This is a genomic window from Amycolatopsis sp. NPDC051373, from assembly GCF_040689465.1.
Taxonomy (GTDB): Bacteria; Actinomycetota; Actinomycetes; order Mycobacteriales; family Pseudonocardiaceae; genus Amycolatopsis.
Window position 1 is genome coordinate 13,518 of the sequence record NZ_JBFBAE010000048.1, and the last position, 24,097, is coordinate 37,614.

General features: G+C 71.8%; 22 protein-coding genes. 11 read left to right on the forward strand and 11 right to left on the reverse strand.

What is annotated here, in order from left to right; all coding sequences use genetic code 11:
• Positions 1–58 precede the first annotated feature (58 nt).
• Entirely contained in the window at positions 59–2,869 is a 2,811-nt protein-coding gene (gene acnA / locus AB0383_RS48100; RefSeq protein ID WP_366191243.1) for an aconitate hydratase AcnA, read from the reverse strand.
• Between the two features lie 367 nt (positions 2,870–3,236).
• Between acnA and AB0383_RS48105 the strand changes: the two genes are divergently transcribed.
• The 3 genes from AB0383_RS48105 to AB0383_RS48115 all read left to right on the forward strand — a co-directional run bounded on the left by AB0383_RS48105 (position 3,237) and on the right by AB0383_RS48115 (position 5,122).
• Positions 3,237–4,568, forward strand: a complete 1,332-nt coding sequence (locus tag AB0383_RS48105; protein ID WP_366191268.1) for an NlpC/P60 family protein — start codon at positions 3,237–3,239, stop codon at positions 4,566–4,568.
• A 24-nt stretch (positions 4,569–4,592) separates the two neighbouring features.
• Positions 4,593–4,838, forward strand: a complete 246-nt coding sequence (locus AB0383_RS48110) for a hypothetical protein (protein WP_366191245.1) — start codon at positions 4,593–4,595, stop codon at positions 4,836–4,838.
• Positions 4,839–4,927: 89 nt separating this feature from the next.
• Positions 4,928–5,122, forward strand: coding sequence for a hypothetical protein (locus AB0383_RS48115; protein ID WP_366191247.1), 195 nt, complete (start codon positions 4,928–4,930; stop codon positions 5,120–5,122).
• Here AB0383_RS48115 and AB0383_RS48120 read toward each other — a convergent pair.
• Positions 5,076–5,861 carry a GNAT family N-acetyltransferase gene (locus AB0383_RS48120; RefSeq protein ID WP_366191249.1) on the reverse strand — a complete coding sequence of 262 codons (786 nt, stop codon included), beginning with the start codon at positions 5,859–5,861 and terminating at the stop codon, positions 5,076–5,078. The genes AB0383_RS48115 and AB0383_RS48120 overlap by 47 nt on opposite strands.
• A gap of 407 nt (positions 5,862–6,268) precedes the next feature.
• Here AB0383_RS48120 and AB0383_RS48125 point away from each other — a divergent pair, with 407 nt between their 5' ends.
• The 3 genes from AB0383_RS48125 to AB0383_RS48135 are packed head-to-tail and all read left to right on the forward strand — an operon-like array spanning position 6,269 to position 9,263.
• Positions 6,269–7,333, forward strand: a complete 1,065-nt coding sequence (locus AB0383_RS48125) for a MoxR family ATPase (RefSeq protein ID WP_220240834.1) — start codon at positions 6,269–6,271, stop codon at positions 7,331–7,333.
• Between the two features lie 5 nt (positions 7,334–7,338).
• On the forward strand, positions 7,339–8,286 hold the full coding sequence (locus tag AB0383_RS48130; protein ID WP_354884708.1) for a DUF58 domain-containing protein: 948 nt from the start codon (positions 7,339–7,341) through the stop codon (positions 8,284–8,286).
• The gene (locus tag AB0383_RS48135) at positions 8,283–9,263 is read left to right on the forward strand and encodes a VWA domain-containing protein (RefSeq protein ID WP_364189748.1); all 981 of its coding nucleotides are present in this window, start codon (positions 8,283–8,285) and stop codon (positions 9,261–9,263) included. Before AB0383_RS48130 ends, AB0383_RS48135 begins: the two co-directional genes overlap by 4 nt.
• 22 nt (positions 9,264–9,285) lie before the next feature.
• Here AB0383_RS48135 and AB0383_RS48140 read toward each other — a convergent pair whose 3' ends face one another.
• The 6 genes from AB0383_RS48140 to AB0383_RS48165 are packed head-to-tail and all read right to left on the reverse strand — an operon-like array spanning position 9,286 to position 14,580.
• A complete protein-coding gene (locus tag AB0383_RS48140; protein ID WP_366191252.1) occupies positions 9,286–9,753 on the reverse strand; it encodes a tRNA (cytidine(34)-2'-O)-methyltransferase in 468 nt (155 codons plus the stop codon).
• An 18-nt stretch (positions 9,754–9,771) separates the two neighbouring features.
• Positions 9,772–10,206 (reverse strand): thioesterase family protein, encoded by a 435-nt coding sequence (locus tag AB0383_RS48145; protein WP_364189742.1) that lies wholly within the window; start codon positions 10,204–10,206, stop codon positions 9,772–9,774.
• 23 nt (positions 10,207–10,229) lie between these two features.
• Positions 10,230–11,171 (reverse strand): TAXI family TRAP transporter solute-binding subunit, encoded by a 942-nt coding sequence (locus AB0383_RS48150; protein WP_366191255.1) that lies wholly within the window; start codon positions 11,169–11,171, stop codon positions 10,230–10,232.
• The gene (locus AB0383_RS48155; RefSeq protein WP_366191257.1) at positions 11,168–12,553 is read right to left on the reverse strand and encodes a HAMP domain-containing sensor histidine kinase; all 1,386 of its coding nucleotides are present in this window, start codon (positions 12,551–12,553) and stop codon (positions 11,168–11,170) included. Before AB0383_RS48155 ends, AB0383_RS48150 begins: the two co-directional genes overlap by 4 nt.
• A gap of 3 nt (positions 12,554–12,556) precedes the next feature.
• Positions 12,557–13,222: a response regulator transcription factor gene (locus AB0383_RS48160; RefSeq protein ID WP_364189734.1), complete on the reverse strand. Its 666-nt coding sequence runs from the start codon at positions 13,220–13,222 to the stop codon at positions 12,557–12,559.
• Positions 13,223–13,236: 14 nt separating this feature from the next.
• On the reverse strand, positions 13,237–14,580 hold the full coding sequence (locus tag AB0383_RS48165) for an MFS transporter (RefSeq protein ID WP_366191259.1): 1,344 nt from the start codon (positions 14,578–14,580) through the stop codon (positions 13,237–13,239).
• Positions 14,581–14,930: 350 nt separating this feature from the next.
• On the opposite strand from AB0383_RS48165, the gene AB0383_RS48170 reads away from it, so the two are divergent.
• Together AB0383_RS48170 and fabI are read left to right on the forward strand one after the other, a co-directional pair.
• Positions 14,931–15,635, forward strand: a complete 705-nt coding sequence (locus AB0383_RS48170; protein WP_285966883.1) for a beta-ketoacyl-ACP reductase — start codon at positions 14,931–14,933, stop codon at positions 15,633–15,635.
• 45 nt (positions 15,636–15,680) lie between these two features.
• Complete coding sequence (gene fabI / locus AB0383_RS48175; RefSeq protein ID WP_366191261.1) at positions 15,681–16,448, forward strand: enoyl-ACP reductase FabI; 768 nt, start codon at positions 15,681–15,683, stop codon at positions 16,446–16,448.
• 58 nt (positions 16,449–16,506) lie between these two features.
• On the opposite strand, the gene AB0383_RS48180 is transcribed toward fabI, so the two are convergent.
• Entirely contained in the window at positions 16,507–17,715 is a 1,209-nt protein-coding gene (locus AB0383_RS48180; protein WP_366191262.1) for a Cmx/CmrA family chloramphenicol efflux MFS transporter, read from the reverse strand.
• Between the two features lie 90 nt (positions 17,716–17,805).
• On the reverse strand, positions 17,806–18,390 hold the full coding sequence (locus AB0383_RS48185; RefSeq protein WP_366191263.1) for a TetR family transcriptional regulator: 585 nt from the start codon (positions 18,388–18,390) through the stop codon (positions 17,806–17,808).
• Between the two features lie 86 nt (positions 18,391–18,476).
• On the opposite strand from AB0383_RS48185, the gene AB0383_RS48190 reads away from it, so the two are divergent.
• Complete coding sequence (locus AB0383_RS48190; protein WP_366191270.1) at positions 18,477–19,520, forward strand: ferrochelatase; 1,044 nt, start codon at positions 18,477–18,479, stop codon at positions 19,518–19,520.
• A 113-nt stretch (positions 19,521–19,633) separates the two neighbouring features.
• Here AB0383_RS48190 and AB0383_RS48195 read toward each other — a convergent pair whose 3' ends face one another.
• A complete protein-coding gene (locus AB0383_RS48195) occupies positions 19,634–20,431 on the reverse strand; it encodes a hypothetical protein (protein WP_364189724.1) in 798 nt (265 codons plus the stop codon).
• 100 nt (positions 20,432–20,531) lie between these two features.
• On the opposite strand from AB0383_RS48195, the gene AB0383_RS48200 reads away from it, so the two are divergent.
• Together AB0383_RS48200 and AB0383_RS48205 are read left to right on the forward strand one after the other, a co-directional pair.
• Positions 20,532–21,929: an ATP-binding protein gene (locus AB0383_RS48200; protein WP_364189722.1), complete on the forward strand. Its 1,398-nt coding sequence runs from the start codon at positions 20,532–20,534 to the stop codon at positions 21,927–21,929.
• Positions 21,929–23,887: a VWA domain-containing protein gene (locus AB0383_RS48205; RefSeq protein ID WP_364189719.1), complete on the forward strand. Its 1,959-nt coding sequence runs from the start codon at positions 21,929–21,931 to the stop codon at positions 23,885–23,887. Before AB0383_RS48200 ends, AB0383_RS48205 begins: the two co-directional genes overlap by 1 nt.
• Positions 23,888–24,097 lie beyond the last annotated feature (210 nt).

Consider the following 24,097-nt stretch of genomic DNA (forward strand, 5'->3'; position numbering starts at 1 on the left):
ACGGCGAAGGCCGCTCCGGAAGATTCCGGAGCGGCCTTCGCGCGTCGTTCCCTGTGGATCAGGCGTTGGTCATCTTGCGCAGCACGTACTGCAGGATGCCGCCGTTGCGGTAGTAGTCGGCCTCGCCCGGGGTGTCGATGCGGACGTCGGCGTCGAACTCGACCGTGGTGCCGTCGGCCTTGGTGGCGGTGACGTGCACCGTGCGCGGGGTCTCACCGTCGTTGAGCTGGGTGATGCCGGAGATGTCGAACGTCTCCGTGCCGTCCAGCTTCAGCGACGCGGCCGACTCACCGGCCGGGAACTGCAGCGGGATCACGCCCATGCCGATGAGGTTCGAGCGGTGGATGCGCTCGAACGACTCGGTGATCACCGCGCGCACGCCCAGCAGCGAGGTGCCCTTGGCCGCCCAGTCACGCGACGAGCCCGAGCCGTACTCCTTGCCGCCCAGCACGACCAGCGGGGTGCCCTGCGCCGCGTAGTTCTGGGCCGCGTCGTAGATGAACGCCTGCGGGGCGCCGTCCTGGGTGAAGTCGCGGGTGTAGCCGCCCTGCACGTCGTCCAGCAGCTGGTTGCGCAGCCGGATGTTCGCGAAGGTGCCGCGGATCATGACCTCGTGGTTGCCGCGGCGCGAGCCGTAGGAGTTGAAGTCCTTGCGCTCGATGCCGTGCTCGCTCAGGTACTTGCCGGCCGGGGTGTCGGCCTTGATCGCACCGGCGGGGGAGATGTGGTCGGTGGTGACCGAGTCGCCCAGCTTCGCCAGCACGCGCGCGCCGGAGATGTCGGTGACCGGCGCCGGCTCGGCCTGCATGCCCTCGAAGTACGGGGGCTTGCGGACGTAGGTGGACTCGGCGTCCCACTCGAAGGTCTTGCCCTCGGGGGTGGGCAGGGCCTTCCAGCGCTCGCCGCCGTCGAAGACGTCGGCGTAGTCCTTGGCGAACATCTCCTGCGTGATCGAGGAGTCGATGGTCTCCTGGATCTCCTGCGGCGTCGGCCAGATGTCCTTCAAGAAGACGTCGTTGCCGTCGGTGTCCTGGCCCAGCGGCTGGTTCTCGAAGTCGAAGTCCATCGTGCCGGCCAGGGCGTAGGCGATGACCAGCGGCGGCGACGCGAGGTAGTTCATCTTCACGTCGGGGTTGATGCGGCCTTCGAAGTTCCGGTTGCCCGAGAGCACCGAGACGGCGGTGAGGTCGTTCTCCTGGATCGCGGCCGAGATCTCGTCCGACAGCGGGCCGGAGTTGCCGATGCAGGTGGTGCAGCCGTAGCCGACCAGGTGGTAGCCCAGCTTCTCCAGGTACGGCCACAGGCCGGCCTTGTTGTAGTAGTCGGTGACGACCTGCGAGCCCGGTGCCATCGACGTCTTGACCCACGGCTTGACCGCGAGGCCCTTGTCCACCGCGTTGCGGGCGAGCAGCGCCGCGCCCAGCATCACCGACGGGTTCGAGGTGTTGGTGCATGAGGTGATCGAGGCGATCACCACGGCGCCGTGGTCGAGCACGAACTCGCCGCGCTCGGCCGACTTCACCGTGATCGGCTTGGTCGGACGGCCCGAGGCGCCGTTGGCGGCCGACTGCACCGGCACGGCGTCTTCGTCGGCGAACGACAGCGAAGCCGGGTCGCTCGCCGGGAAGGTCTCCTCGATGGTCTCGTCGACCTTGGTGTGCGGCGCCGGGTACTGCTCCTCCACGTAGTCGTGCACCGACTTGCGGAAGGAGTTCTTGGCGTCGGACAGCTCGATGCGGTCCTGCGGGCGCTTCGGGCCGGCGATCGACGGGACGACCGTGGAGAGGTCCAGCTCGATGTACTCGGAGTAGACCGGCTCGTGGGACGCATCGTGCCAGAGGCCCTGCTCCTTGGCGTAGGCCTCGACGAGCGCGACCTGCTCGGCCGAGCGGCCGGTGAGCTTGAGGTAGCGCATGGTCTCGTCGTCGATCGGGAAGATCGCGGCGGTCGACCCGAACTCGGGGCTCATGTTGCCGATGGTGGCGCGGTTGGCCAGCGGCACCGAGGCGACACCCTCGCCGTAGAACTCGACGAACTTGCTGACCACGCCGTGCTTGCGCAGCATCTCGGTGATGGTGAGCACCACGTCGGTGGCGGTCACGCCGGTCGGGATCTCGCCGGTCAGCTTGAAGCCGACCACACGCGGGATGAGCATCGACACGGGCTGGCCCAGCATGGCGGCCTCGGCCTCGATGCCGCCGACGCCCCAGCCCAGCACGCCCAGGCCGTTGACCATCGTGGTGTGCGAGTCGGTGCCGACGCAGGAGTCGGGGTAGGCCTGGCCGCCCCGGGCCATCACCGTGCGCGCGAGGTGCTCGATGTTGACCTGGTGCACGATGCCGGTGCCCGGCGGCACGACCTTGAACTCGTCGAAGGCGCCCTGGCCCCAGCGCAGGAACTGGTAGCGCTCGCGGTTGCGCTCGTACTCGATCTCGACGTTGCGCTCGAACGCGTCGGCGCGGCCGAACACGTCGATGATCACGGAGTGGTCGATGACCAGCTCGGCCGGCGCCAGCGGGTTCACCTTGTCGGGGTCGCCGCCGAGGTCGGTGACGGCCTCGCGCATGGTGGCGAGGTCCACGACGCAAGGAACGCCGGTGAAGTCCTGCATGATCACGCGGGCGGGCGTGAACTGGATCTCGATGGACGGGTCGGCGCTGGGATCCCAGCTGCCGAGCGCGCGGATGTGGTCGGCGGTGATGTTCGCGCCGTCCTCGGTGCGCAGCAGGTTCTCGAGCAGGATCTTCAGGCTGTAGGGCAGGCGCTCGGCGCCCTCGACCTTGTTCAGGCGGAAGACCTCGTACGAGTTGTCTCCGACCTTCAGCGTGTCTTTGGCGCCGAAGCTGTCCTTGCTGGCAGGTGCAGTCACGTCTAACTCCAGTGGCGGGGACCCGCGCCGTCGCGGGTGCGGGCCCCGGGTCAGTTCGGTGTGTGTTTCGCGGTCCTCGGGAAGACCGCGTCCGAGTCTTGCGCACCCCCACCGTAGGGCCGGAATCGGGATGGCACACCTCGTCCGTCGCCCCAAACAGTACGCCTGTCCTGTATTAACTTCAAGGCGGCACGCGGAGTGAGCTGGGCCATTCGGACACGCCGAACGTCAGGGGTCCCCCGATGAGGGGAATTGGTGTCTACGGTGTGTGAGTTCCGCCTGAGGCTTGTGATAGTGGTGTGACTGCAGTGGCACGCGGTGTGATCACTGCTGGCAGGCGCTGGTGAGCGGGAGGTGGCTGGTCGTGGTGGTCCGGCGTGGGCGGGTCTTGCGGCGTGGTCTCACCGTCGGCTCCTTCGCCCTCGTGGTCCTGTTCGGAGCAGCGGGCACGGGCCTGGCGGTGCCGCCGCCCCCGCCCAACCCGAGCGACTCGGAGCTGAACTCCTCGAAGGCCGCGGCCAACGAGAAGGCCGGCGAGGTCGGCAAGCTCACCAACCAGCTCGCGCAGGCCGAGCAGAAGCTCAGCTCGCTGCAGGACGACGTCGAGCTGAAGCAGGAACAGGCCATGAAGGCCCTGGTCGATCTGCAGTCGGCGCAGGACGCCGCGAGCCAGGCCGAGGACGCCGCGAAGTCCGCGCGCACGCAGGCCGACGCCGCGGCGGGCGCGATCGAGAAGGCGCGCCAGGACCTCAAGGAGTTCGCGGCGGCCAGCTTCGAGCAGGGCAGCACGGTCGGCTCCATCTCGGCGTACCTGACCTCCGACAGCCCCAAGGACCTGCTGGCCCGCGCCCAGATCCTCGACTCCATCGGCGGTTCGCGGCTCAACGCGCTCGACCGCCTCCAGCAGGCGCAGACGGACAAATCCAACAAGGACGCCGCCGCGCGCAAGGCCCTCGACGTCGCGCAGCAGAAGCAGGAGGCCGCGCGCCAGGCGAAGAGCGGCGCCGACGCCGCCCAGGCCGACGCCGTGCAGGCGCAGCAGTCCCAGGCATCGCAGAACCAGCAGCTGCAGGCGAGCAAGAGCTCGGTGGAGCAGCAGCTCTACGCGGCGCAGTCGAAGGTCAACGGCCTGCAGGGCCAGCGCCAGCGCTACCAGGACTGGGTGGCGCAGAAGCAGCGCGAGGACGAGGAACGTGCCCGCCAGGCGGCGCTGAGTTCCTCGGGTGGCGGCGGCCGTCCCTCGTCGGGCGGCGGTGGCCGGCCTTCGCCCGCGGCGGGCTCGTCGATCGAGTCCGTGATCGCCCGGGCGCTGTCGCAGCTGGGCCGCCCGTACGCCTGGGGCGGCGGCAACGGCAGCGGCCCCACCCGCGGCATCCACGACGGCGGCGTCGCCGACATGTACGGCGACTACCGCAAGATCGGCTTCGACTGCTCCGGCCTGATGATCTACGCCTTCGCCGGCGTGCGGTCGTTGCCGCACTACAGCGGCTACCAGTACACCTCCGGCCGCCGCGTCCCCCTCTCCCAGATGCGCCGCGGCGACATGCTCTTCTGGGGCGGCTCGGGCGGCATCCACCACGTCGCCCTGTACCTCGGCGGCGGGCAGATGGTGGAGGCCCCGCAGTCCGGCTCGTACGTGCGGGTGACCGCGGTGCGGTACGGCGGGATCATGCCGTACGCGACTCGGTTGATCGGCTGAGGTCCTACGTTCGTCCCTCGTGACGTGGGACGGAGTCCGCGACCGACTGGCGCGGCTGGCGAAGCGTCGGGCGCGCGCTCGGGGTCCGGCGCGAGCGCCCACGGATTCCGGCTGGCCCCGCGGCTGAGTGAACGCGACGTCCAGGCTGTCGAGGGGCAGTTCGGCGCGTCATTGCCCGAGCCGTACCGGAGCTTCCTCGTCGAGGTCGGTGCCGGCGGGGCGGGCCCGGGCTACGGGCTGCCGGGTTTCGGCCGCTCCGGCCGGCGCTGACCCGCTCGCTCGATGCTCGCGACGAAGCCGACACCCACGGCACCCTGCCGCTCTGCCACAGCGGCTGCGGCCACTACGACCTCCTCGTGGTGACCGGCCCCGACCGTGGCGCGCTGTGGTTCGACGGCGAGGCCTCCGACGGTGGCATCGGGCCGCAGGCCGACGGGCACGGCCGGATGACGTTCGACCGCTGGTACCTCGGCTGGCTCGCGGAGGTCGAGGCCGAGGTGGGCCCGCCTAGGCCGGCGTCCAGACGTACGGCGTGGTCGTGGTCACGGCGGTGAAGCCGAGGCGCTCGAGGATCGGGCGGCTCGGCGGGAGGGCGTCGACCTGGAGGTAGCGCGCGCCGCGGGTGCGGGCGGTGGCGGCGCGGTGGGCGACGAGCGCGCGGTAGAGGCCGCGGCCCCGGAAGGACGGCAGGGTGGCGCCGCCCCAGAGGCCGGCGAAAGTGGTGCCGCCGACGAGTTCCAGGCGGGCCGCGGAGACGAGGCGGCCGGCGGATTCGGCGACGACGTGGACCGTCGTGCCCTCGTTGTCTTCGCGGGCGCGCGCGAGGAGGTCGCGGACGACGGCGGCCTCGTCGCTGCCGAAGACGGTGGCGCTGAGGTGGGCGATGCGGCGCAGGTCGGCCTCGCCGGTGGCTTCGCGGATGGTGACGTCGGCCGGGGGCGGGGCCGAGGGGGAAATCCCGGAAACGGGGGCGATGAGGACCGTTTCCGTTTCCTCCGGTGCGAAACCGGCGGCGAGCAAGCGGTCGGGCAGGTCGCCAGGACGGTCGTAGGCGCGGGTTTTCCATTCGAAAGCTTCACCCCGTGAGGCGAAGAAGCGGACCTGGCGGTCGATGAGCGCGTCCAGCGAAGGGCCGGTCACGCCGAGGTCCGGCGGGCCCACCACGAAACCACGCCGGGCGCCGAGGATGCGGGTCACCGGGGCGTCGCGGTCCAGAGTCGTGCCCGGTTCCGGGGTGGTCAGCTCGGCGGTGCGGACCTCGGCGTCGTAGGCGGCCAGCAGGGGGTCGGTCATGGGACGACGCTAGCGTGGGCGGTGACGAGGGCACGATGTCGCCCGCTGACTGTCTGGTGTGGACAAACCGGAGCTGATCGCGTGCCGAGGAAGCCGCCGGGGACCGGCCGAGCGTCCGCGAGTCCACTGTGGACCGGCTGATGGTGCCGACCGTGACGGCACTGCCCTCGTCGACGCGGCGGGGGAGGAGCTGCGGGTGCCCCGTACCGCCGGCCGAACCGGTCAAAAGCGACGATCACGACACGTCGTGCGACCTGTGCCTACATCGCTGACACCGTCTTCACAGCTGTCACACCGCTGATGCGCTTGGCTACCGTGACGGGCCAGCGTGCCGCGCGTACTACGACCACCGGGAAGCAGTACCGTCGGCGGGCGAGCCCGGAGGAAGCAGAACCACAGGAGGCAGAGTGACCGAGCCCGGCTACGCCGAGGGCGGGAACGGGCAGCAGCCCGGCACGCCGGCGCGGGACGCCCAGTTGCTGGAACGCACCGTGTTCGAGGTCAAGCGCATCATCGTCGGCCAGGACCGGCTGGTGGAGCGCGTGCTCGTCGGGCTGCTGGCGAAGGGGCACCTGCTGCTGGAAGGCGTGCCCGGGGTCGCGAAGACGCTGGCCGTGGAGACCTTCGCGCGGGTGGTCGGCGGCTCGTTCTCCCGGGTGCAGTTCACGCCCGACCTCGTGCCGGCCGACATCCTCGGCACGCGCATCTACCGCCAGGGTGCCGAGCGCTTCGACGTGGAGCTGGGCCCGGTCGTGGCCAACTTCGTCCTCGCCGACGAGATCAACCGCGCGCCCGCGAAGGTGCAGTCGGCGATGCTGGAGGTGATGGCCGAGCGGCACGTGTCGATCGGCGGCCAGACCTTCCCGATGCCCGACCCGTTCCTCGTGCTCGCCACGCAGAACCCGATCGAGAACGAGGGCGTGTACCCGCTGCCGGAGGCGCAGCGCGACCGCTTCCTGTTCAAGATCGTGGTCGAATACCCCACGGCCGAGGAAGAGCGCGAGATCATCTACCGGATGGGCGTCACGCCGCCGGTGCCCCACGAGGTGCTCAGCCCCAGCGAGCTCGTGCGCCTGCAGGGCGTCGCGTCGCAGGTGTTCGTGCACCACGCGCTGGTCGACTACGTGGTGCGCCTCGTGCTGACCACCCGCACGCCCAACGACCACGGCCTCGCCGACGTTGCGGGCTGGGTCTCCTACGGCGCGTCGCCGCGCGCGAGCCTCGGCATCATCGCCGCCGCCCGCGCGCTCGCGCTGGTGCGCGGCCGCGACTACGTGCTGCCGCAGGACGTCGTCGACGTGGTGCCCGATGTGCTGCGCCACCGCCTCGTCCTGTCCTACGACGCGCTGGCCGACGGCGTGCCCGTGGACCACATCATCACCCGCGTGCTGCAAACGGTGCCCCTGCCGCAGGTCTCGGCCCGGCCGCAGGGCGGGACCGGGCCGGTGCCGGCGGGCGCGCCCGTCAGGTAGTCGGCGTGGCAGGGAAGGCGCAGAAGGACCAGCGTCCCGGGTGGGCGCCCCCGGTGCTGCGCGGCGACCGCCTGGAGGCGGGGCTGCGCACGCTGGAGCTCGACGTCCGCCGCCGGCTCGACGGCCTGCTGCAGGGCAACCACCTCGGCCTCGTGCCCGGTCCCGGCTCGGAGCCGGGTGAGGCGCGGCCGTACCAGCCGGGCGACGACGTGCGGCGGATGGACTGGGCCGTCACGGCCCGCACGACCACGCCGCACATCCGCGAGACGGTGGCCGACCGCGAGCTGGAGACGTGGGTGGTCGCGGACATGTCCGCGAGCCTCGACTTCGGCACCGCGCTGTGCGAGAAACGCGACCTGGTTGTGTGCGCGACGGCCGCCGTCGCCCACCTGACGGGCGGAGGCGGCAACCGCATCGGCGCGCTCGTGTCCAACGGCCAGGGCGTGAACCGCATCCCCGCGCGCGGCGGGCTCGCCCACGCGCGCGGCCTGATCCGGCGGCTGGCCGAGACCCCGCGGGCGCCCGAGGGCGTCCGCGGCGATCTCGCCGACGCGCTGGAGCAGCTTCGCCGTCCGCCCCGCAGGCGCGGCCTGGGCGTGGTGATCTCGGACTTCCTGGGACCCACCGACTGGCAGCGGCCGCTGCGCGCGCTCGGCGGGCACCACGAGCTCATCGCCATCGAAGTCCTCGACCCGCGCGACGTGGACCTGCCCGACGTGGGCACCGTCGTCCTGGCCGACCCGGAGACAGGGAAACAGCGCGAAGTGCACGCTTCCGCCTTGCTGCGCAAGGAGTTCGGCGCCGCGGCGCACGCCCACCGGCAGGACGTCGCGGCCGGGCTGCGCCGCGCGGGTGCGGCGCACCTGGTGCTGCGCACCGACTCCGACTGGATCGCCGACATGGTGCGGTTCGTGGTCGCGCGCAAGCGTCGCTGGTCAGGCGGTGTCGCATGAGCCTCGGCGGCTTCACTTCACCGTGGTGGTTCCTGCTGCTGATCCTGGTGGCGGCCGTGGCCGTCGCGTACGTGCTGGCCCAGCGGGCGCGGCGCAAGCGCGTGATGCGGTTCGCGAACCTGGAGCTGCTCGACAAGGTCGCGCCGAAGACGCAGGGCTGGATCAGGCACCTGCCGGCGGTGCTGATCGTGTTGTCGCTGCTGGTGCTCACCGTGGCGCTGGCCGGGCCGACGGCGGAGCAGAAGGTGCCGCGCAACCGGGCCACCGTGGTGCTGGTGATCGACGTGTCGCTGTCGATGGAGGCCACCGACGTCGCGCCCAACCGGCTGAAGGCGGCGCAGGACGCGGCCAAGCAGTTCGCCGAGAACATGACCCCGGGCGTGAACCTCGGGCTGATCTCCTTCGCCGGCACCGCGACCGTGCTGGTCAACCCGACCACCGACCGCGCCGGCGTGGTGAAGGCGATCGACAACCTGAAGCTCGCGCAGTCGACGGCCACCGGTGAAGGCATTTTCGCGGCCATGCAGTCGATCGAGAGCTTCTCGGCCGTGGTCGGCGGCGCCGACGGCCCGCCGCCCGCGCGCATCGTGCTGATGAGCGACGGCAAGCAGACCGTGCCGGAGGATCTCTATGCCCCACGCGGCGCGTACACCGCGGCGCAGGCGGCGAAGCAGGCCCAGATGCCGATCTCGTCCATCTCGTTCGGCACCACGCACGGTTCGGTCGACATCGAGGGCAAGCCGCAGGACGTGCGGGTGGACGACGACTCCCTGAAGGAGATCGCGCGACTGTCCGGCGGAGACTTCTACAAGGCGGCCAGCGCCGACGAGCTGAAGAAGGTCTACGCCGACCTCGGCGAGCAGATCGGTTACGAGCTCAAGAACGCCGACGCGAGCAAGCCGTGGGTCGTGATCGGCACCCTGGTGCTGATGATCGGCGCGGCGGCCGCGTTGCTGATCGGCCAGAGACTCCCGTAGCAGGCGGGGAATTTCCGGCGACTCAGCCTGGCGGCAGGCCGAAACCGTTCTGCCGCCAGGCTTCGTAGATCGTGATGGCCGCGGTGTTGGCCAGGTTGAGCGAGCGGCTCGTGGGCACCATCGGCAGCCGCACCCGGTCGGTGATCTCGGTCGCCTGCTGCACGTCGTCGGGCAGGCCTGCGGACTCGGGGCCGAACAGCAGCACGTCGCCGGGTTCGTAGGCCACGTCGGTGTAGAGGCGCGTGGCCTTGGCGCTGAACGCGTAGACCTTGGCCGGCAACAACGCTCGCCATGCCGCAGCGAGGTCGGCGTGCACGTGGACGCGCGCGAGGTCGTGGTAGTCGAGTCCGGCGCGGCGCAGCTGCTTGTCCTCGAGCGTGAACCCCAGCGGCTCGACCAGGTGCAGCTCGCAGCCGGTGTTGGCGGCGAGGCGGATCGCGTTGCCGGTGTTCGGCGGGATCTCGGGGTGGTAGAAGAGCACGCGGAACATGGCCGGACCTCAGGAACGTCAGGGAGCGGTGGGTGCGGGCAGGTGGGCCGCGTAGACGTCGCGCACGGCGGCGGGCGGCTCGGTCTTGCGCAGGGTGACGGGGTCGATGAACACGTAGCGGATCTTCGCCTCGGTGGTGAGCTTGCCGGCGCGGCGGATCTCCGACTCGTAGACCATCGACGTGGTCCCGAGGTGTGTGAGGAACACCGAGACCACGAGGTCGTCGTCGTAGCGGCACGGCGCGCGGTAGCGCAGGTTCGACTCCGCGACCACCACGTCGATCCCCGTGGCCAGAAACGCTTCGTGCGAGCCGAACAGCGCCTTCTCGACCTCGAAGGAGGCCATGTCCACGTACGCGAGGTAGTGGGCGTTGAAGACGATCCCCTGGCCGTCGCACTCGTGGTAGCGCACGCGCAAGGGCATCTCGACCAGCGGTCGGCGCGGTGGGGTCACGCGACCAATCTAGCGAGCGCCGATCAGCCGTGGAGCGCCCGGTACGTGTCGGCGGCCCCGGGGTGCAGCGGCACGGGCTGGGTGCCGATGAGCGTGCGCACGTCGAGGAACTGCGTCCCCACGGCCTGCGCCGGCACCAGATCGGCCGCGCGCCCGGCGAGCACCCGCACCACGGCCGCGGCGACGTCCGAGGGCAGACCCGGGGCGCAGACGAGCAGGTTCGCCACGCCGATCGTCGCCGGCGCCCCGACTCCCGCGTACGCGCCGGCGGGCACCTGGACCTGTTCGTAGACCGGCCCGTGTATCGACCGCAACGCGGGGATCACCGATGCGAGCGGCAGCAACGCGAGTGGTGTCGTGCGGTTGAGCTCGGCGAGCGCCGGAGTGGGGAGGCCGCCCGACCACAGCAGCGCGTCGATGCGACGGCTCGCCAGCGCGGCGATGGCGTCCGCCAGCGGCAGGTGCCGCGCCACCACGGATACGCCGGCCGCGGCGAACACTCGTTCGCCCAGCTGTGCGGCGCCCGACCCGCCCGCGCCGACGGACACCGGCCGTCCCGCCAGATCCCGCAGCTGCGCGAGACGATCGTCCGCGCGCACCACGAGCTGCAGGTAGTTCTCGTACACCCGGCCCAGTGCCCGCAATGGCACCGGCGCGGGAAACGGCGCCTGGCCCGCGAGCGCCGACTGCGCGACGTCCGCGAGGACCAGCCCGAGGTCGGCCCCGCCGTCGCGCACGCGCTCGACGTTCACCACGCTCGCCTCGGTCGCCACGGCCGCGCAGTGCAACCGCGGCTCCGCCCGGCTCACCTCGGCCGCGAGCACCTCCGCGAACGCCAGGTAGAACCCGCCTTGCTCCCCGGCGGCGATCGTGACGGACCGCTCGGGGCCGCGGTAGGCGGGCGCGCACCCGGCGAGTGCGAGGCCGAGCCCGCCGAGCAACGCGGTGCGGCGCGTGATCGTCATGGTGTCACCGCCGGCAGTGTCACGCGGACCTGCAGCCCGTGCGGCGCGTTGGCGCGCAGTTCGAGCATGCCGCCGCGGGCGCGGGTTTGCTCGCGCGCGATGGCGAGACCGAGGCCCGTACCACGAGGTGCGCCGTCGCCGCCGGCGCGCCAGAAGCGGTCCGTCGCGCGGGCGAGGTCGGCGTCCGGCAGGCCGGGGCCGTCGTCGGTGACGACAAGGGTGGCGGCGTCCGGCGACGTCTCCCACTCGGCCGAGATGGTGGCGCCGCGGCCGGCGTGGTGGACGGCGTTGTCGAGCAGCACGTCGAGGATCTGCGCGAGCTCACCCTCAGGGGCGTGCACGAGCACGGGTTCGGCGTGGCCGGGGCAGGGGAGCAGGGCGGCTCCGGCGTCGTCGGCGGCGGGACGCCAGGCGTCGACGCGTTCGGCGATCACGGCGGCGAGGTCGGCGGGTTCGTCTTCCGAGCCGGCGGCGATGCGGGTGGCGGTGGACTCCGCGGTGGCGAGGGCGAGCAGGCCGTCGAGGATGCGTTCGAGGCGTTCGACCTCCACGACGATCGCCCGGTACGCCGGCCGGCCGGCCTCGGCCGAGGCGACCGAATCGACGCGCAGCCGCAGCGCGGCCATCGGGTTGCGCAGCTGGTGGGAGGTGTCCGCGACGAGCCGGTGCTGCTGGTCGGCAGCCTCGGCGACGGCATCGGACATGCGGTTCACCGAAGCCGCCAGCGACCGCAGCTCGCGCGGCCCGGAGCTCTCCGGCACCTGCGCGCGGTGACCGCCCGCGACGGCCAGCACGCCCGTCTCCAGCTCGACCAGCGGCCGCACCATCCACCGCGCGAGCAGCACCGCCAGCAGCACGAACACGGCTGCCACGAGCAGTGCCCCGGCGGCGATCGCGCTCCAGCGGGCGGCGACGTCGGCGGCCGCCACGGCCACGGAGGCGCGCAGCACCACCACCCCGGCCACCCGCGTGCCCGACCCCACCGGACGTGCGAACAGCACCGGCCCGGCCGACCACGGGCTCAGCCGCTCGACTCGCGGGGCCGGCTCGTTGCGCATGGTCGCCTCCACGAGCGCGCGCACCTCCGGCGCCGCGGCCGTGAGCCCACCCGTCTGCACCAGCGGGGTGCGCTGCGCGTCGACCACCACCACGGCCTCGCCGTAGAGCTCCGAGTACCGCTCGGCCTCCGCGTCGAGCGCCGCCGGGTCGTGCGTGTCGACCGCCTGCTGAGCCAGCACGCCGAACCGGTCGACGTCGCTGGTGCGGGAGATCACCAGCTGCTGCGTGCGCTGCTCCGCCGTACTCGCCAGCAGCGGCACGGCGAACGCGGCCACCACGAGCAGCGCGAGCGCGACCAGCACGACGAGCAGGCGGGTACGCACCGCTCAGCCCCGGCCCAGCCGGTAGCCGAAGCCGCGGATCGTCGTGAGCAGGCCCGGCCGGTCGAGCTTGGCGCGCAGCTGCGTCATGTGGACGTCGAGCGATCGCGAGATGGCGAGGTACGCGTCGCCCCACACCTCGTCCATCAACTGCTGGCGGCTCACGGCGGTGCCCGGCCGCGCGGCGAGCACCGCCAGCACCGCGAACTCCTTCGTCGTCAGCCCGATGTCCCGTCCCGCCACCAGGACGCGGCGCCCGCCGAGGTCGATCTCGACGTCTTCGAGCCGCACCACGGCGTCGTCGGCCGGGGTGTCGCGCACGCCCGCCCGGCGCACGACGGCGTCCATCCGCGCGAGCAGTTCGGCCAGCCGCACGGGTTTCGTGAGGTAGTCGTCCGCGCCCAGGCGCAGCCCGCGGACGACGGACCGTTCGTCGCCGCGGGCGGTCAGCACGATCACGGGCACGGCGGAGACCTGGCGGATCTTGCGCAGCACGTCGAGCCCGTCGAGGTCCGGCAGGCCGAGGTCGAGCAGCAGCAAATCGGCCTCACGGTGCCGGTGCAGCGCGTCGGCACCGCGGCCGACGCTGGTCACGGTGTGGCCGCGCGCGTGCAGCGTCTCGGCGAGCGCACCGGCGACCCCGGTGTCGTCCTCCACGAGCAGCACGCGCACGGCCGTCCTCCCGCTCAGTCTTCGTCACGCTCCAGGGCGGACGAACGCGACGTTTCGCGCATTGTCCCGTACACGATGAGCGAGACGAGGGTGCAGCCCGCGACGTACCAGAAGAACAGCGATTCGTGCCCCGCCTTCTTCATCGCCTGCGCGATGAGCTCGGCCGTGCCGCCGAAGATCGCCACGGTCAGCGCGTACGGCAGGCCGACACCGAGCGCGCGGATCCGCGTGGGGAACAGCTCGGCTTTCACGATGGCGTTGATGGACGTGTAGCCCGTGACGATCACGAGCGCCCCGAGCAGCAACAGGAAGGCGAGCACCGGCTGCTTCGTGTGCGCCATGGTCGTCATGATCGGGACGGTGAGCACGGTGCCCGCGATCCCGAAGAACATCAGCAGCTTGCGCCGGCCGATCCGGTCGGACAGCCGTCCGGCCACCGGCTGCAGGAGCGCGAAGATCAGCAAAGCGATGAAGAGGATCCACGTCACCGTGCGGCGCGGGATGCCGGCGGTGTTCTCGAGGAACTTCTGCGTGTAGGTGGCGTAGGTGTAGAAGGCGACCGTGCCGCCGAGCGTGAGGCCGACGACGAGCGCGATCTCCCTCGGGTACTTCACAAGCGTGCGCAGCGTGCCGCGTTCGCCGGCCTGCTTGCCCGAGCCGGACTGTGCGGAACTCTCCTGGGCGGCGACGCGCTCGTAGCTGGCCGACTCGTCCATGCTGCGCCGCAACACCATCACGACCACCGCCGCGACGGCGCCGACCACGAACGCGATGCGCCAGCCCCAGTCGCCCATCTGCGCCTCGCTGAGCACGCTCTGCAGGATCAGCTGCAGCCCGAGCGCGAGCAGCTGCCCGCCGACGAGCGTCACGTACTGGAAGCTGGAGTAGAAACCGCGCTTGCCCGGAGTGGCCACTTCGGACAGATACGTCGCCGACGTCGAGTACTCGCCGCCCACCGAAAGCCCCTGCAGCAGCCGCGCGAGCACGAGCAGGATCGGCGCCGCGACGCCGATCGACGCGTAGCCCGGCGTCGCCGCGATGAGCAGCGAGCCGAACGCCATCATCGAAACCGAGAGCACGAGCGCGCTGCGGCGCCCGAACCGGTCGGCGAAGCGTCCGAGCATCCAGCCGCCCAGCGGGCGCATCAGGAACCCCACGGCGAACACGGCCGCGGTGTTGAGGAACTGGGCCGTCGCGTCGCCACCGGGGAAAAACGCTTTGGCGAAGTAGATCGTGAACGCCGAGTAGGCATACCAGTCGTACCACTCGACAAGGTTGCCGATGGAGCCGCGCAGCACGTTGCCGACGACTCGGCGCTCGCCCTCGCGGGTCACCGGGGTGGGGATCCGGGTAGTCATCCTTGACCTCCTGTGTCGCGACTCACGGTGACCACCGGCGTACGCCCGCGGCAAGGTCGCGGTGCTGTTCCTTACCTGGCCTTAGGTGAGTTCCGACCGTCTCGAAGGGCAGGGGGGGACCGGCGATCCTGATCACGTTTTGTGCGGATCGCACGCCCGGCCTTGCCCCGGTTTGTAGGAACCCTCTGGTCTGCGCAAACGGACCGGCGCGCCGCGCCCTAGCCTCCGCTCTGGACTTCCGCGCCCGGCCCGGACGCGGAGGTGGCGCCGGGTGCGGCGACGCCGCGCGCGGCCGATAGCCTCGTCCCGACGCGTTCGCGACAGGGACACCGAGCAGAGGGAGACGTGCAGTGGGACGGTCGGTCTTGGTCACCGGCGGCAACCGGGGTATCGGTCTGGCGATCGCCCGGGACCTCGCCGAGCAGGGCCACCAGGTGGCCGTCACCCACCGCGGCTCCGGCGCGCCGGAAGGGCTGTTCGGGGTCGAAGCGGACGTCACGGACGCCGAGCAGATCGACGCCGCGTTCAAGCTGGTCGAGGAGCACCAGGGCCCCGTCGAGGTGCTCGTGTCCAACGCCGGGCTCACCGACGACACGCTGTTGATGCGCATGAGCGAGGAGCAGTTCGAGCGTGTGGTGAACGCGAACCTCACCGGCGCGTTCCGGGTCGCCAAGCGCGCTTCGCGCGGCATGCTGCGCGCCCGCTGGGGCCGGTTCATCTTCATCTCGTCGGTCGTCGGCCTGTCGGGCTCGGCGGGCCAGGCGAACTACGCCGCGTCGAAGGCCGGTCTCGTCGGCTTCTCGCGCTCGCTCGCGCGGGAGCTCGGCTCGCGCAACATCACGTCCAACGTGATCGCGCCCGGCTTCGTCCGCACCGACATGACCGACGCGCTCGGCGAGGACCGCAAGAAGGAGATCCTCGCCAACGTGCCCACCGGCCGCTACGCCGAGCCCGCCGAGATCGCCGCGGCCGTGCGCTACCTCGCGTCCGACGACGCCGCCTACGTCAACGGCGCGGTGCTGCCGGTCGACGGCGGCCTCGGCCTCGGCCACTGACCTTCCCGACTCTTCCGCGACCACCACAAGACCTGGAGGAACCCGTTGCCCGGACTGCTCGAAGGCAAGCGGCTACTGATCACCGGTGTCATCACCGATGCCTCGCTCGCGTTCCACGCGGCCAAGATCGCGCAGCAGGAGGGCGCTGAGGTCGTGCTCACCGGCTTCGGCCGGCTCTCGCTGGTCAAGACGATCGCCAAGCGCCTCCCGAAGCCGGCGCCGGTGCTCGAGCTCGACGTGACCAACTCCGAGCACCTGAACTCGCTGGCCGACCGCGTGCGCGAGCACGTCGACGGCCTCGACGGCGTGCTGCACTCCATCGGCTTCGCCCCGCAGACCTGCCTGGGCGCGCCGTTCCTGGACGCGCCGAGCGACGACGTGAAGATCGCCGTGGACGTGTCGGCGTTCTCGTTCAAGTCGCTGGCGGTGGCGACGCTGCCGCTGCTCTCGCGCGGCTCGTCGATCGTCGGCATGGACTTCGACGCGCGAGTGGCGTGGCCGGCCTACAACTGGATGGGCGTCGCGAAGGCGGCCCTGGAGTCGGTGAACCGCTACCTCGCACGCGACCTCGGACCGCGCGGCATCCGCGTGAACCTGGTCAGCGCCGGTCCGATGAAGACGATGGCCGCGAAGTCGATCCCGGGCTTCAACGAGCTGGAGGACGGCTGGAACGAGCGCGCCCCGCTCGGCTGGGACAGCTCCGACCCGGACCCGACGGCCAAGACCGTCTGCGTCGCGCTGTCGGACTGGCTGCCGGCCACCACCGGTTCGATGATCATGGTCGACGGCGGCGTGCACGCCCTCGGCATCTGAGGTCTTTCCCTTACGGCGAACGGCTCCCGCGAAGTTTTCGCGGGAGCCGCTCGCCGTTTCACTGCGCGGCCGGCTGGGGTACCGGCTCCTTCGGGGAGAGCGCCGGACGGGGAGCGCGGGCGTCGTCGGAACGCTGCAGGCGCAGGGCGAACGTGAGGGCGGCCAGCGCCAGCCCGCCGAGCCCCACGCTCACCCACGCGACGCTCGGGAAGCCGAGACCCGCGTTGATCGCGACACCGCCGACCCACGGACCCGCGGTGTTGCCGACGTTGAAGCCCGACGTGGTGCTGGCGCCGACCAAAGTGGACGATCCGCCCGCGACCGAGTACGCCCGAACGTTGAGGGCCGGGTTGGCCGCGAACGCGGCGGCACCGAGCACGAGGACCGCGACGACGGCGACCACGGTGTCCGAAGTGACCGCCAGCGCGACGAGCGCGACGACGGCCAGCCCCAGGCTGCCGTAGAGCGTCGAGAACGGACGGGCGTCGGCGAGCTTGCCGCCGGCGAGGATGCCGATCACCGCGCCGGCGCCGAAGAGCACGAGCACGAGCGGGACCCACGAGGACGGCAGGCCGTCGGTCGTCGTGAGCAACGGCGCAAGGTAGCTGAACGTCGCGAAGACCATGGCCTGCGTCAGCGCGATCACGCCCAGCGCCAGCCAGATCCGTCCGTTGCGGAAGATTCGCAGTTCGGTCCGCACTCGCAGGGCCGAGGAGTTCGAGACGGTGCGCGGCACGAACGCGAGCACGCCGACGATGGCCACCACGGTCAGTGCGGCCACCGCCCAGAACGCGGTGCGCCAGCCGGCGTGCTGGCCGAGGAAGGTGCCGGCGGGGACGCCCGCGATGTTCGCCAGGGTCAGGCCGCCGACCAGCACCGCGAGCGCGCGGCCGCGGCGCGCCGCGGGCACGAGCGAAACGGTGGTCGCCGCGGCGACGGCCCAGAAACCGGCGCAGGCCAGGGCACTCACGATGCGGGTCGCGAAGAGCAGGCCGTAGCCCGGGGCGAGTGCGCCGCCGACGTGCGAGCCGGCGAACACCACCAGCAGCGCGAGCAGGGTCGTGCGGCGGGGCAGCTTGAGCGTGCCGACGGCCAGCAGCGGCGCGCCGACCACCATGCCGACGGCGAACGCCGAGATGAGCAGGCCGGCGTCGGGGATGCTGACGCCGAGGTCGGCCGCCATCCCGGGAAGCAGGCCGGTGATCATGAACTCCGAGGTGCCGAGGGCGAAGATGCTGAGCCCGAGCACGAAGACGGCCAAGGGCACGATTCGTCTCTCCTTATGGATCGATTGGTACAAAACTGGCTCGTGACACATCGACGCTGATGCTGGGGTGGAGTGGTCGGTGCGGGTGGGTCAGCGGCGGGCGAGTGCCGCGACGGCGATGTCGGCCACCGCCGTCATGGCCGCGCGTTCGGCGCCGCGGCGCGACATCAGCCGCAGCCCGCTCACGGTGCTGTGCACGAACTCGGCGATGTCGTTCGGATCCCGGTCGCGGGTGATGCTGCCGTCGGCCTGGCCGAGGCGCGCGCACTCGGCTAGCGATGCCAGGTGCGCGGCCGTGTCGGCCTCGACCCGCGCCGTGATCTCGGGGTCCGCGGTGCCGAACTCGGCGACGGTGTTCACCACCAGGCAGCCGCGGCGGCCGTGGGTGAGCTCGTCGTCGATCACCGACGCCAGGAGCCGGTGGATCGCGTCGAGACCGTCGTCGGACTGTTCCAGCACTGCGGCCCGGCTGCGGACGCCGAGCCGGATGTAGTGCTCGAGCGCGCGCCGGAACAGGATTTCCTTGCTGGTGAACGTGTTGTACACGCTGCTGCGGCCGAGTCCGGTCGCGGCGCAGAGGTCCTGTGTGGAGGTCGCCTCGTAGCCGCGGGCCCAGAAGGCGTTCATGGCGCCTTCGAGGGCTTCGGTCTCGTCGAACTCGCGCGGCCTGGGCATGCGTACACCGTACCAGATTTTGGATAGGTCGGTACACAATGAGCCCGCTCCGTCGTGGGCGCCGCCACAGGGGCAAGATGGACACCGTGGGTTACGACGCGTTGTTATGGCTTTCGTTCGGCGGTCCGGAGGGGCCCGACGAGGTGATGCCGTTCCTGGAGAACGTCACCCGGGGACGCGGGGTGCCGCGTGAGCGGCTGCTCGAGGTCGCCGAGCACTACCAGCACTTCGGCGGGGTGTCGCCGATCAACCGGCTCAACCGCGCGGCTATCGCGGCCGTCGAGAAGCAGCTCGCAGCCGAAGGCCTCGACCTGCCGGTGTATTTCGGCAACCGCAACTGGCAGCCCATGGTGGAGGACACCGTGGCGCGGATGAAGGCCGACGGCGTGCAGCGCGTGCTCGCGTTCCCCACCAGTGCCTACGGCGGTTACTCCGCGTGCCGCCAGTACGACGAGGACATCGTGCGCGCCCGCGAAGTCGTGGGACCCGAAGCGCCGGAGATCGTGAAGCTGCGCCAGTTCTTCGACCACCCGCTGTTCATCTCCGCGATCGCCGACGCGGTGCGCGCCACCCACGCGCGCCTCGGTGACCGGCCGGGTACGCGCACGGTCTTCACCGCGCACTCCGTGCCGGTGAGCGCCGACGTCGCCTCCGGCCCGCCCGCCGAAGGGGGCCGGCGCTACTCCCGCCAGATCGCCGAAGCCGCGCGGCTCGTGGCGGCCGAGGCAGGCATCGCGGAGTACGACGTGGTCTGGCAGTCGCGCTCGGGGCCGCCGCAGGTGCCGTGGCTGGAGCCGGACATCGTCGACCACCTCGACGCCCTGCACGCCGCCGGCGTGAAGTCCGTGGTGGTCAGCCCGATCGGCTTCGTCTCCGACCACCTCGAGGTGATCTGGGACCTCGACAACGAAGCCGCCGAGCGCGCCGCCGAACACGGCATGGCCTTCGCCCGCGCCGCGACGCCCGACGTCGACCCGCGCTTCGCCGAGCTGGTGGTGGAACTGGTGCGCGAGCACATTTCCGGCGCCCCGGCCCGCAAGCTCTCGCCCTTCCCGGCCGACGGCTGCTCGCTCAACGGGGCGCCCTGCTCGGTCGGCTGCTGCGAGCCCGCGAAGCGTCCCGCCCGCTGACCTGAAAGAGCCCGCTGTCCGGAGAACCGGGCAACACGGGCGAAAAGCGCGTTGTTCGCTCTCGGCTGAGACTGCAGGCGCGGGTGTTCGCTGTCAGCTGAGCGCGGAGAACCTCACGGCTGCCGGTCGGCCTGCTCCGCGAACACCCGCACCGCTTCGTTGACCGACGCCGTCCGAGCCGTGCGCACCGCGTCCGACAAGGGCCGCAACGCTTCGGCGCGACGGCTGGCGGCCGAGGCGGACAGTGCGCCTCCCGGGTCGTCGGTGCGGGCGATGGCCAGGATCGCCGAGATCTCCTCCGCGCGCTGCAGCACGCGCAGCGCCCGCGCGGGCGTGCCGGCCGGCCACTCGACCTGCGGGCGCGATCGCAGGTGGGCCGACAGCTCGGCGCGCACGCCGGGGCGATCGCTGGCCACGTCCAGCGCCTGCAACGCACCCGCGCTGGCGCGGATCGCGTCCGTGAGGCCGTGTTCGGCGTCGGGCAGCGACTGGTACTCCAGCGGAACCGGGGTGGGCACCGAGTAGACCGTCCAGCGCATCAGGCCTTCGGCGATCGGCTCGGGCACGAGGCCGAAGCCGAGCTCGGTCAGCACTACCGCGTCACCGCAGCGCAGCGCCGCTTCGGCGAACGGGCCGCCCCCGCCGAGGCCGCGGACGTCGCCGGGCACGGGGAGCACGAGCTGGGCCATCTTCACACTCTGCGCGCGCAGCGCCATGAGGAGCTGGACCGGGGTTGCGGCGCGGTGGAACGCCAGCGGAAGCTCGAACGCTTCGGCGGCGGGGGCGTCGGCCGCGACGACGTCGTGCGCTTCGCCCCAGGCAGCGAGGGCGTCGAGCACATCATCGGAAGCCGCGGCTCCGTTGAGCCACGCGGAGGACCAGACGGCGAGGGTCGCACTGGGACGGCACACGACGCCCTATTTTACCGGTAGTCCACACTTCGTGGACGATCGCCCACGCTGGAGTCGCTCCACGTCGACGTACGTCGAAACGGTAAGTAGCGTCGATGCGGTGACCGTTGTCCCAGACTCACTTCCCCGTACCGCGGGCGAGCTCCGCGCCGCCGGGTACACCCCGCGCCCCATCGCTCAGGAGATCCACGACAACCTGCTGACCGCGCTGCGCGAAGGCCGCGACGCGTGGCCCGGCATCGTCGGCTTCTCCCGCACCGTCCTGCCGCAGCTCGAGCGCGCGCTGCTCGCCGGCCACGACGTCGTCCTGCTCGGCGAACGAGGCCAGGGCAAGACCCGCCTGCTGCGCACGCTCGCCGGCCTGCTCGACGAGTGGACCCCCGTCATCGAGGGCTCCGAGCTCGGCGAGCACCCCCTCGATCCGATCACCCCCGCCTCGATCCGCCGCGCGGCGGAGCTGGGCGACGACCTGCCCGTGGCGTGGCGCCACCGCAGCGAGCGCTACACCGAGAAGCTCGCGACGCCGGACACGTCCGTCGGTGACCTCATCGGCGACGTCGATCCGGTGAAGGTGGCCGAGGGCCGCAGCCTCGGTGACCCGGAGACGATCCACTTCGGGCTCGTTCCGCGAGCCCACCGCGGCATCGTGGCGATCAACGAGCTGCCCGACCTCGCCGAGCGCATCCAGGTCGCACTGCTGAACGTGATGGAGGAGCGCGACATCCAGGTCCGCGGTTACACGCTGCGGCTGCCGCTGGACGTGCTGCTCGTCGCCACCGCGAACCCCGAGGACTACACCAACCGCGGCCGCATCATCACGCCGCTGAAGGACCGCTTCGGCGCGGAGATCCGCACGCACTACCCGCTCGACGTCGCCGCCGAAGTCGCCGTGGTGAAGCAGGAGGCGCACCTGGTCGCCGAGGTCGGCGAGCCGCTGCTGGAGGTGCTGGCCCGGTTCGTGCGCAACCTGCGCGAGTCGCCGGTGATCGACCAGCGCTCCGGTGTGTCGGCGCGCTTCGCCGTGGCCGCCGCCGAGACCGTCGCCGCCGCGGCGCTGCGCCGGTCGGCGCTCACCGGGGAGGCCCCGGCCGTCGCGCGGCCGGTCGACCTCGAAGCGGTGCCCGCCGTGCTGCGCGGCAAGATCGAGTTCGAGCCGGGCGAGGAGGGCCGCGAGGTCGAGCACCTCGTGCACCTGATGCGCCGGGCCGTGGCCGAAACCGCGCGGGAGCGCTTCGCCGGGCTGGACCTGCGTCCGCTGTCCGACGCCGTCGCCGACGGCCACCTGGTGGCCACCGGCGAGCGCGTGCCGGCCCGGGACGTGCTCGCCGCCCTGCCGGAGCTGCCGGTGCTGCACGAGGTCGCCCAGCGTGCCGGGGTGTCCTCCGACGAGCCGGCCGGTCGCATCGCGGCCGCGGTGGAGCTGGCACTGGAGTCGCTGTTCCTCGCCAGGCGGCTGGCGAAGGACTCCGACGAGAACACCACGGTGTACGGCCAGTAATGCCGCTCATTCCCGAGGGATACTCCTACGGCCCGTGGCACGACGGGCCGGACCCGCTGGCGCCGCCGGCGGACCTGCGCGACGCGCTCGACGAGATCGGCCGCGACGTGATGGCCGGCGCGTCGCCGCGTTCGGCGCTGGAGGAGCTGCTGCGCCGCGGCACCGAGCGCACGTCGGGGCTCGACGAGCTCACGCGGCGGCTGTGGCAGCGCCGTTCGGAGATCCAGCGCCGCCACCGGCTCGACGGCACGCTGCAGGAGGTGCAGCAGCTGCTGAGCGAGGCGCTGACCGCCGAGCGCCGCGAGCTGTTCCCGGACCCGGACGACGAGGCGCGCTTCCGCGAGGCGCAGCTCGACGCCCTCCCGCCGGGCACGGCCGCGGCCGTGCGCGAGCTGAGCGAGTACGACTGGCGCTCGTCCGAAGGCCGGCAGAAGTACGAGCAGATCCGCGACCTGCTCGGCCGCGAGGCGCTCGACGCGCGGTTCCAGGGCATGAAGCAGGCGCTGCAGAACGCCGGGCCCGAGGACGTCGAGCAGGTCAACCAGATGCTGTCCGACCTCAACGCGCTGCTGCAGGCCCACGCGCAGGGGGCCGACGACATCGACGAGCGGTTCGCGGAGTTCATGAACCGCCACGGCGAGTTCTTCCCGGAGAACCCGCGCAACGTCGAGGAGCTGATCGACGCGCTGGCCTCGCGCGCCGCGGCCGCGCAGCGGATGCTGAACTCGATGTCGGCCGAGCAGCGCGCCGAGCTGGCGGAGCTGTCGCAGCAGGCGTTCGGCGATCCGCGCATCGCCCAGCAGCTGTCCGCTTTGGACGCGGCGCTGCAGGCGCTGCGGCCGGGAGAGGACTGGCAGGGCTCGGAGCGATTCCGCGGCCAGGACCCGCTGGGCCTGGGCGAGGGCGCGCAGGCGATGCAGGACCTCGCGGAGCTCGACGGGCTGGCCGAGCAGCTGGGCCAGGCCTACCCGGGCGCGCGGCTCGAGGACATCGACATGGACGCGCTGCAGCGCCAGCTGGGCCCCGACGCCGGCGTCGACGCGCGGCGGCTGTCCGAACTGGAGCGTGAGCTTCGCCGGCAGGGCCTGTTCGAACGCGCGGCCGACGGCACGCTCCGCCTGTCGCCCAAGGCGTTGCGGCGCCTGGGCGAGACGGCACTGTCCGATGTGGTCAACTCGCTGCGCGGCAAGACGGGCGACCGGGAGACCGAGTCCGCCGGCGCCGCGGGGGAGCCCACGGGCTCGAGCCGCCCGTGGCGGTTCGGGGACATGCAGCCGTGGGACGTGCCGCGCACGGTCCGCAACGCGGTGCTGCGCTCGACGTCGGTCGGCTCGCGTGCGGTGACGCTCGACGTCGAGGACGTGGAGGTCGTCGAGACCGAGCACCGCTCGCGCGCGGCGGTGGCGCTGCTGGTGGACACGTCGTGGTCGATGGTGCAGGAGGACCGCTGGCTGCCGATGAAGCGTACGGCGCTTGCCCTGCACCAGCTGATCAGCACCCGCTTCCGCAACGACGCGCTGCAGCTGATCACCTTCGGCCGCTACGCGACGAAGGTGGACCTGCCGGAGCTGGTGGGCCTGGAGGGCACGTGGGAGCAGGGCACCAACGCCCACCACGCGCTGCTGCTGGCCGGCCAGCACCTGCGCCGCCACCCCGACGCGCAGCCGGTGGTACTGATGGTCACCGACGGCGAGCCGACGGCGCATTTGGAACCCGACGGTGAAGCGGTGTTCGACTACCCGCCGGACCCGCGAACGATCTACAAGACACTGTCCGAAGTGGACCGGATCGCCAAGATGGGCGCTTCGGTCACGGTCTTCCGCCTCGGGGAGGACCCGCGACTGGAAGCGTTCGTGGACACCATCGCCCGCCGCTCCGGCGGCCGCGTGGTGGCCCCCGACCTCGACGGCCTGGGCGCCGCCGTGGTCGGCGACTACCTCCGCACCCGGCGGCGCTGAGTTCGGGTGCGGCGTGGGTCGGCGTGGGGCCAGAAGTGACATCGACCACCGCGACTCGGTGGGCCCGGTCCCTCCGGGCCCACCGAAAGGACAGCGCTGACGAACGCGGCTTTCCCGGCTGCGGTAGGGAAAGCCAACTACAGCGCGAGATCGCGCCGGCGTCTCGACTGGGCGGTGCGATCGGCCCCCGGCCGATCCGACCGCCCAGTC

Coding starts and splice junctions, on each gene's coding strand:
- AB0383_RS48165 (WP_366191259.1), bottom strand. CDS start 14,580: ATGACTACCCGGATCCCCACCCCGGTGACCCGCGAGGGCGAGCGCCGA.
- AB0383_RS48135 (WP_364189748.1), top strand. CDS start 8,283: ATGAGCCTCGGCGGCTTCACTTCACCGTGGTGGTTCCTGCTGCTGATC.
- AB0383_RS48150 (WP_366191255.1), bottom strand. CDS start 11,171: ATGACGATCACGCGCCGCACCGCGTTGCTCGGCGGGCTCGGCCTCGCA.
- AB0383_RS48140 (WP_366191252.1), bottom strand. CDS start 9,753: ATGTTCCGCGTGCTCTTCTACCACCCCGAGATCCCGCCGAACACCGGC.
- AB0383_RS48120 (WP_366191249.1), bottom strand. CDS start 5,861: ATGACCGACCCCCTGCTGGCCGCCTACGACGCCGAGGTCCGCACCGCC.
- AB0383_RS48205 (WP_364189719.1), top strand. CDS start 21,929: ATGCCGCTCATTCCCGAGGGATACTCCTACGGCCCGTGGCACGACGGG.
- AB0383_RS48185 (WP_366191263.1), bottom strand. CDS start 18,390: ATGCCCAGGCCGCGCGAGTTCGACGAGACCGAAGCCCTCGAAGGCGCC.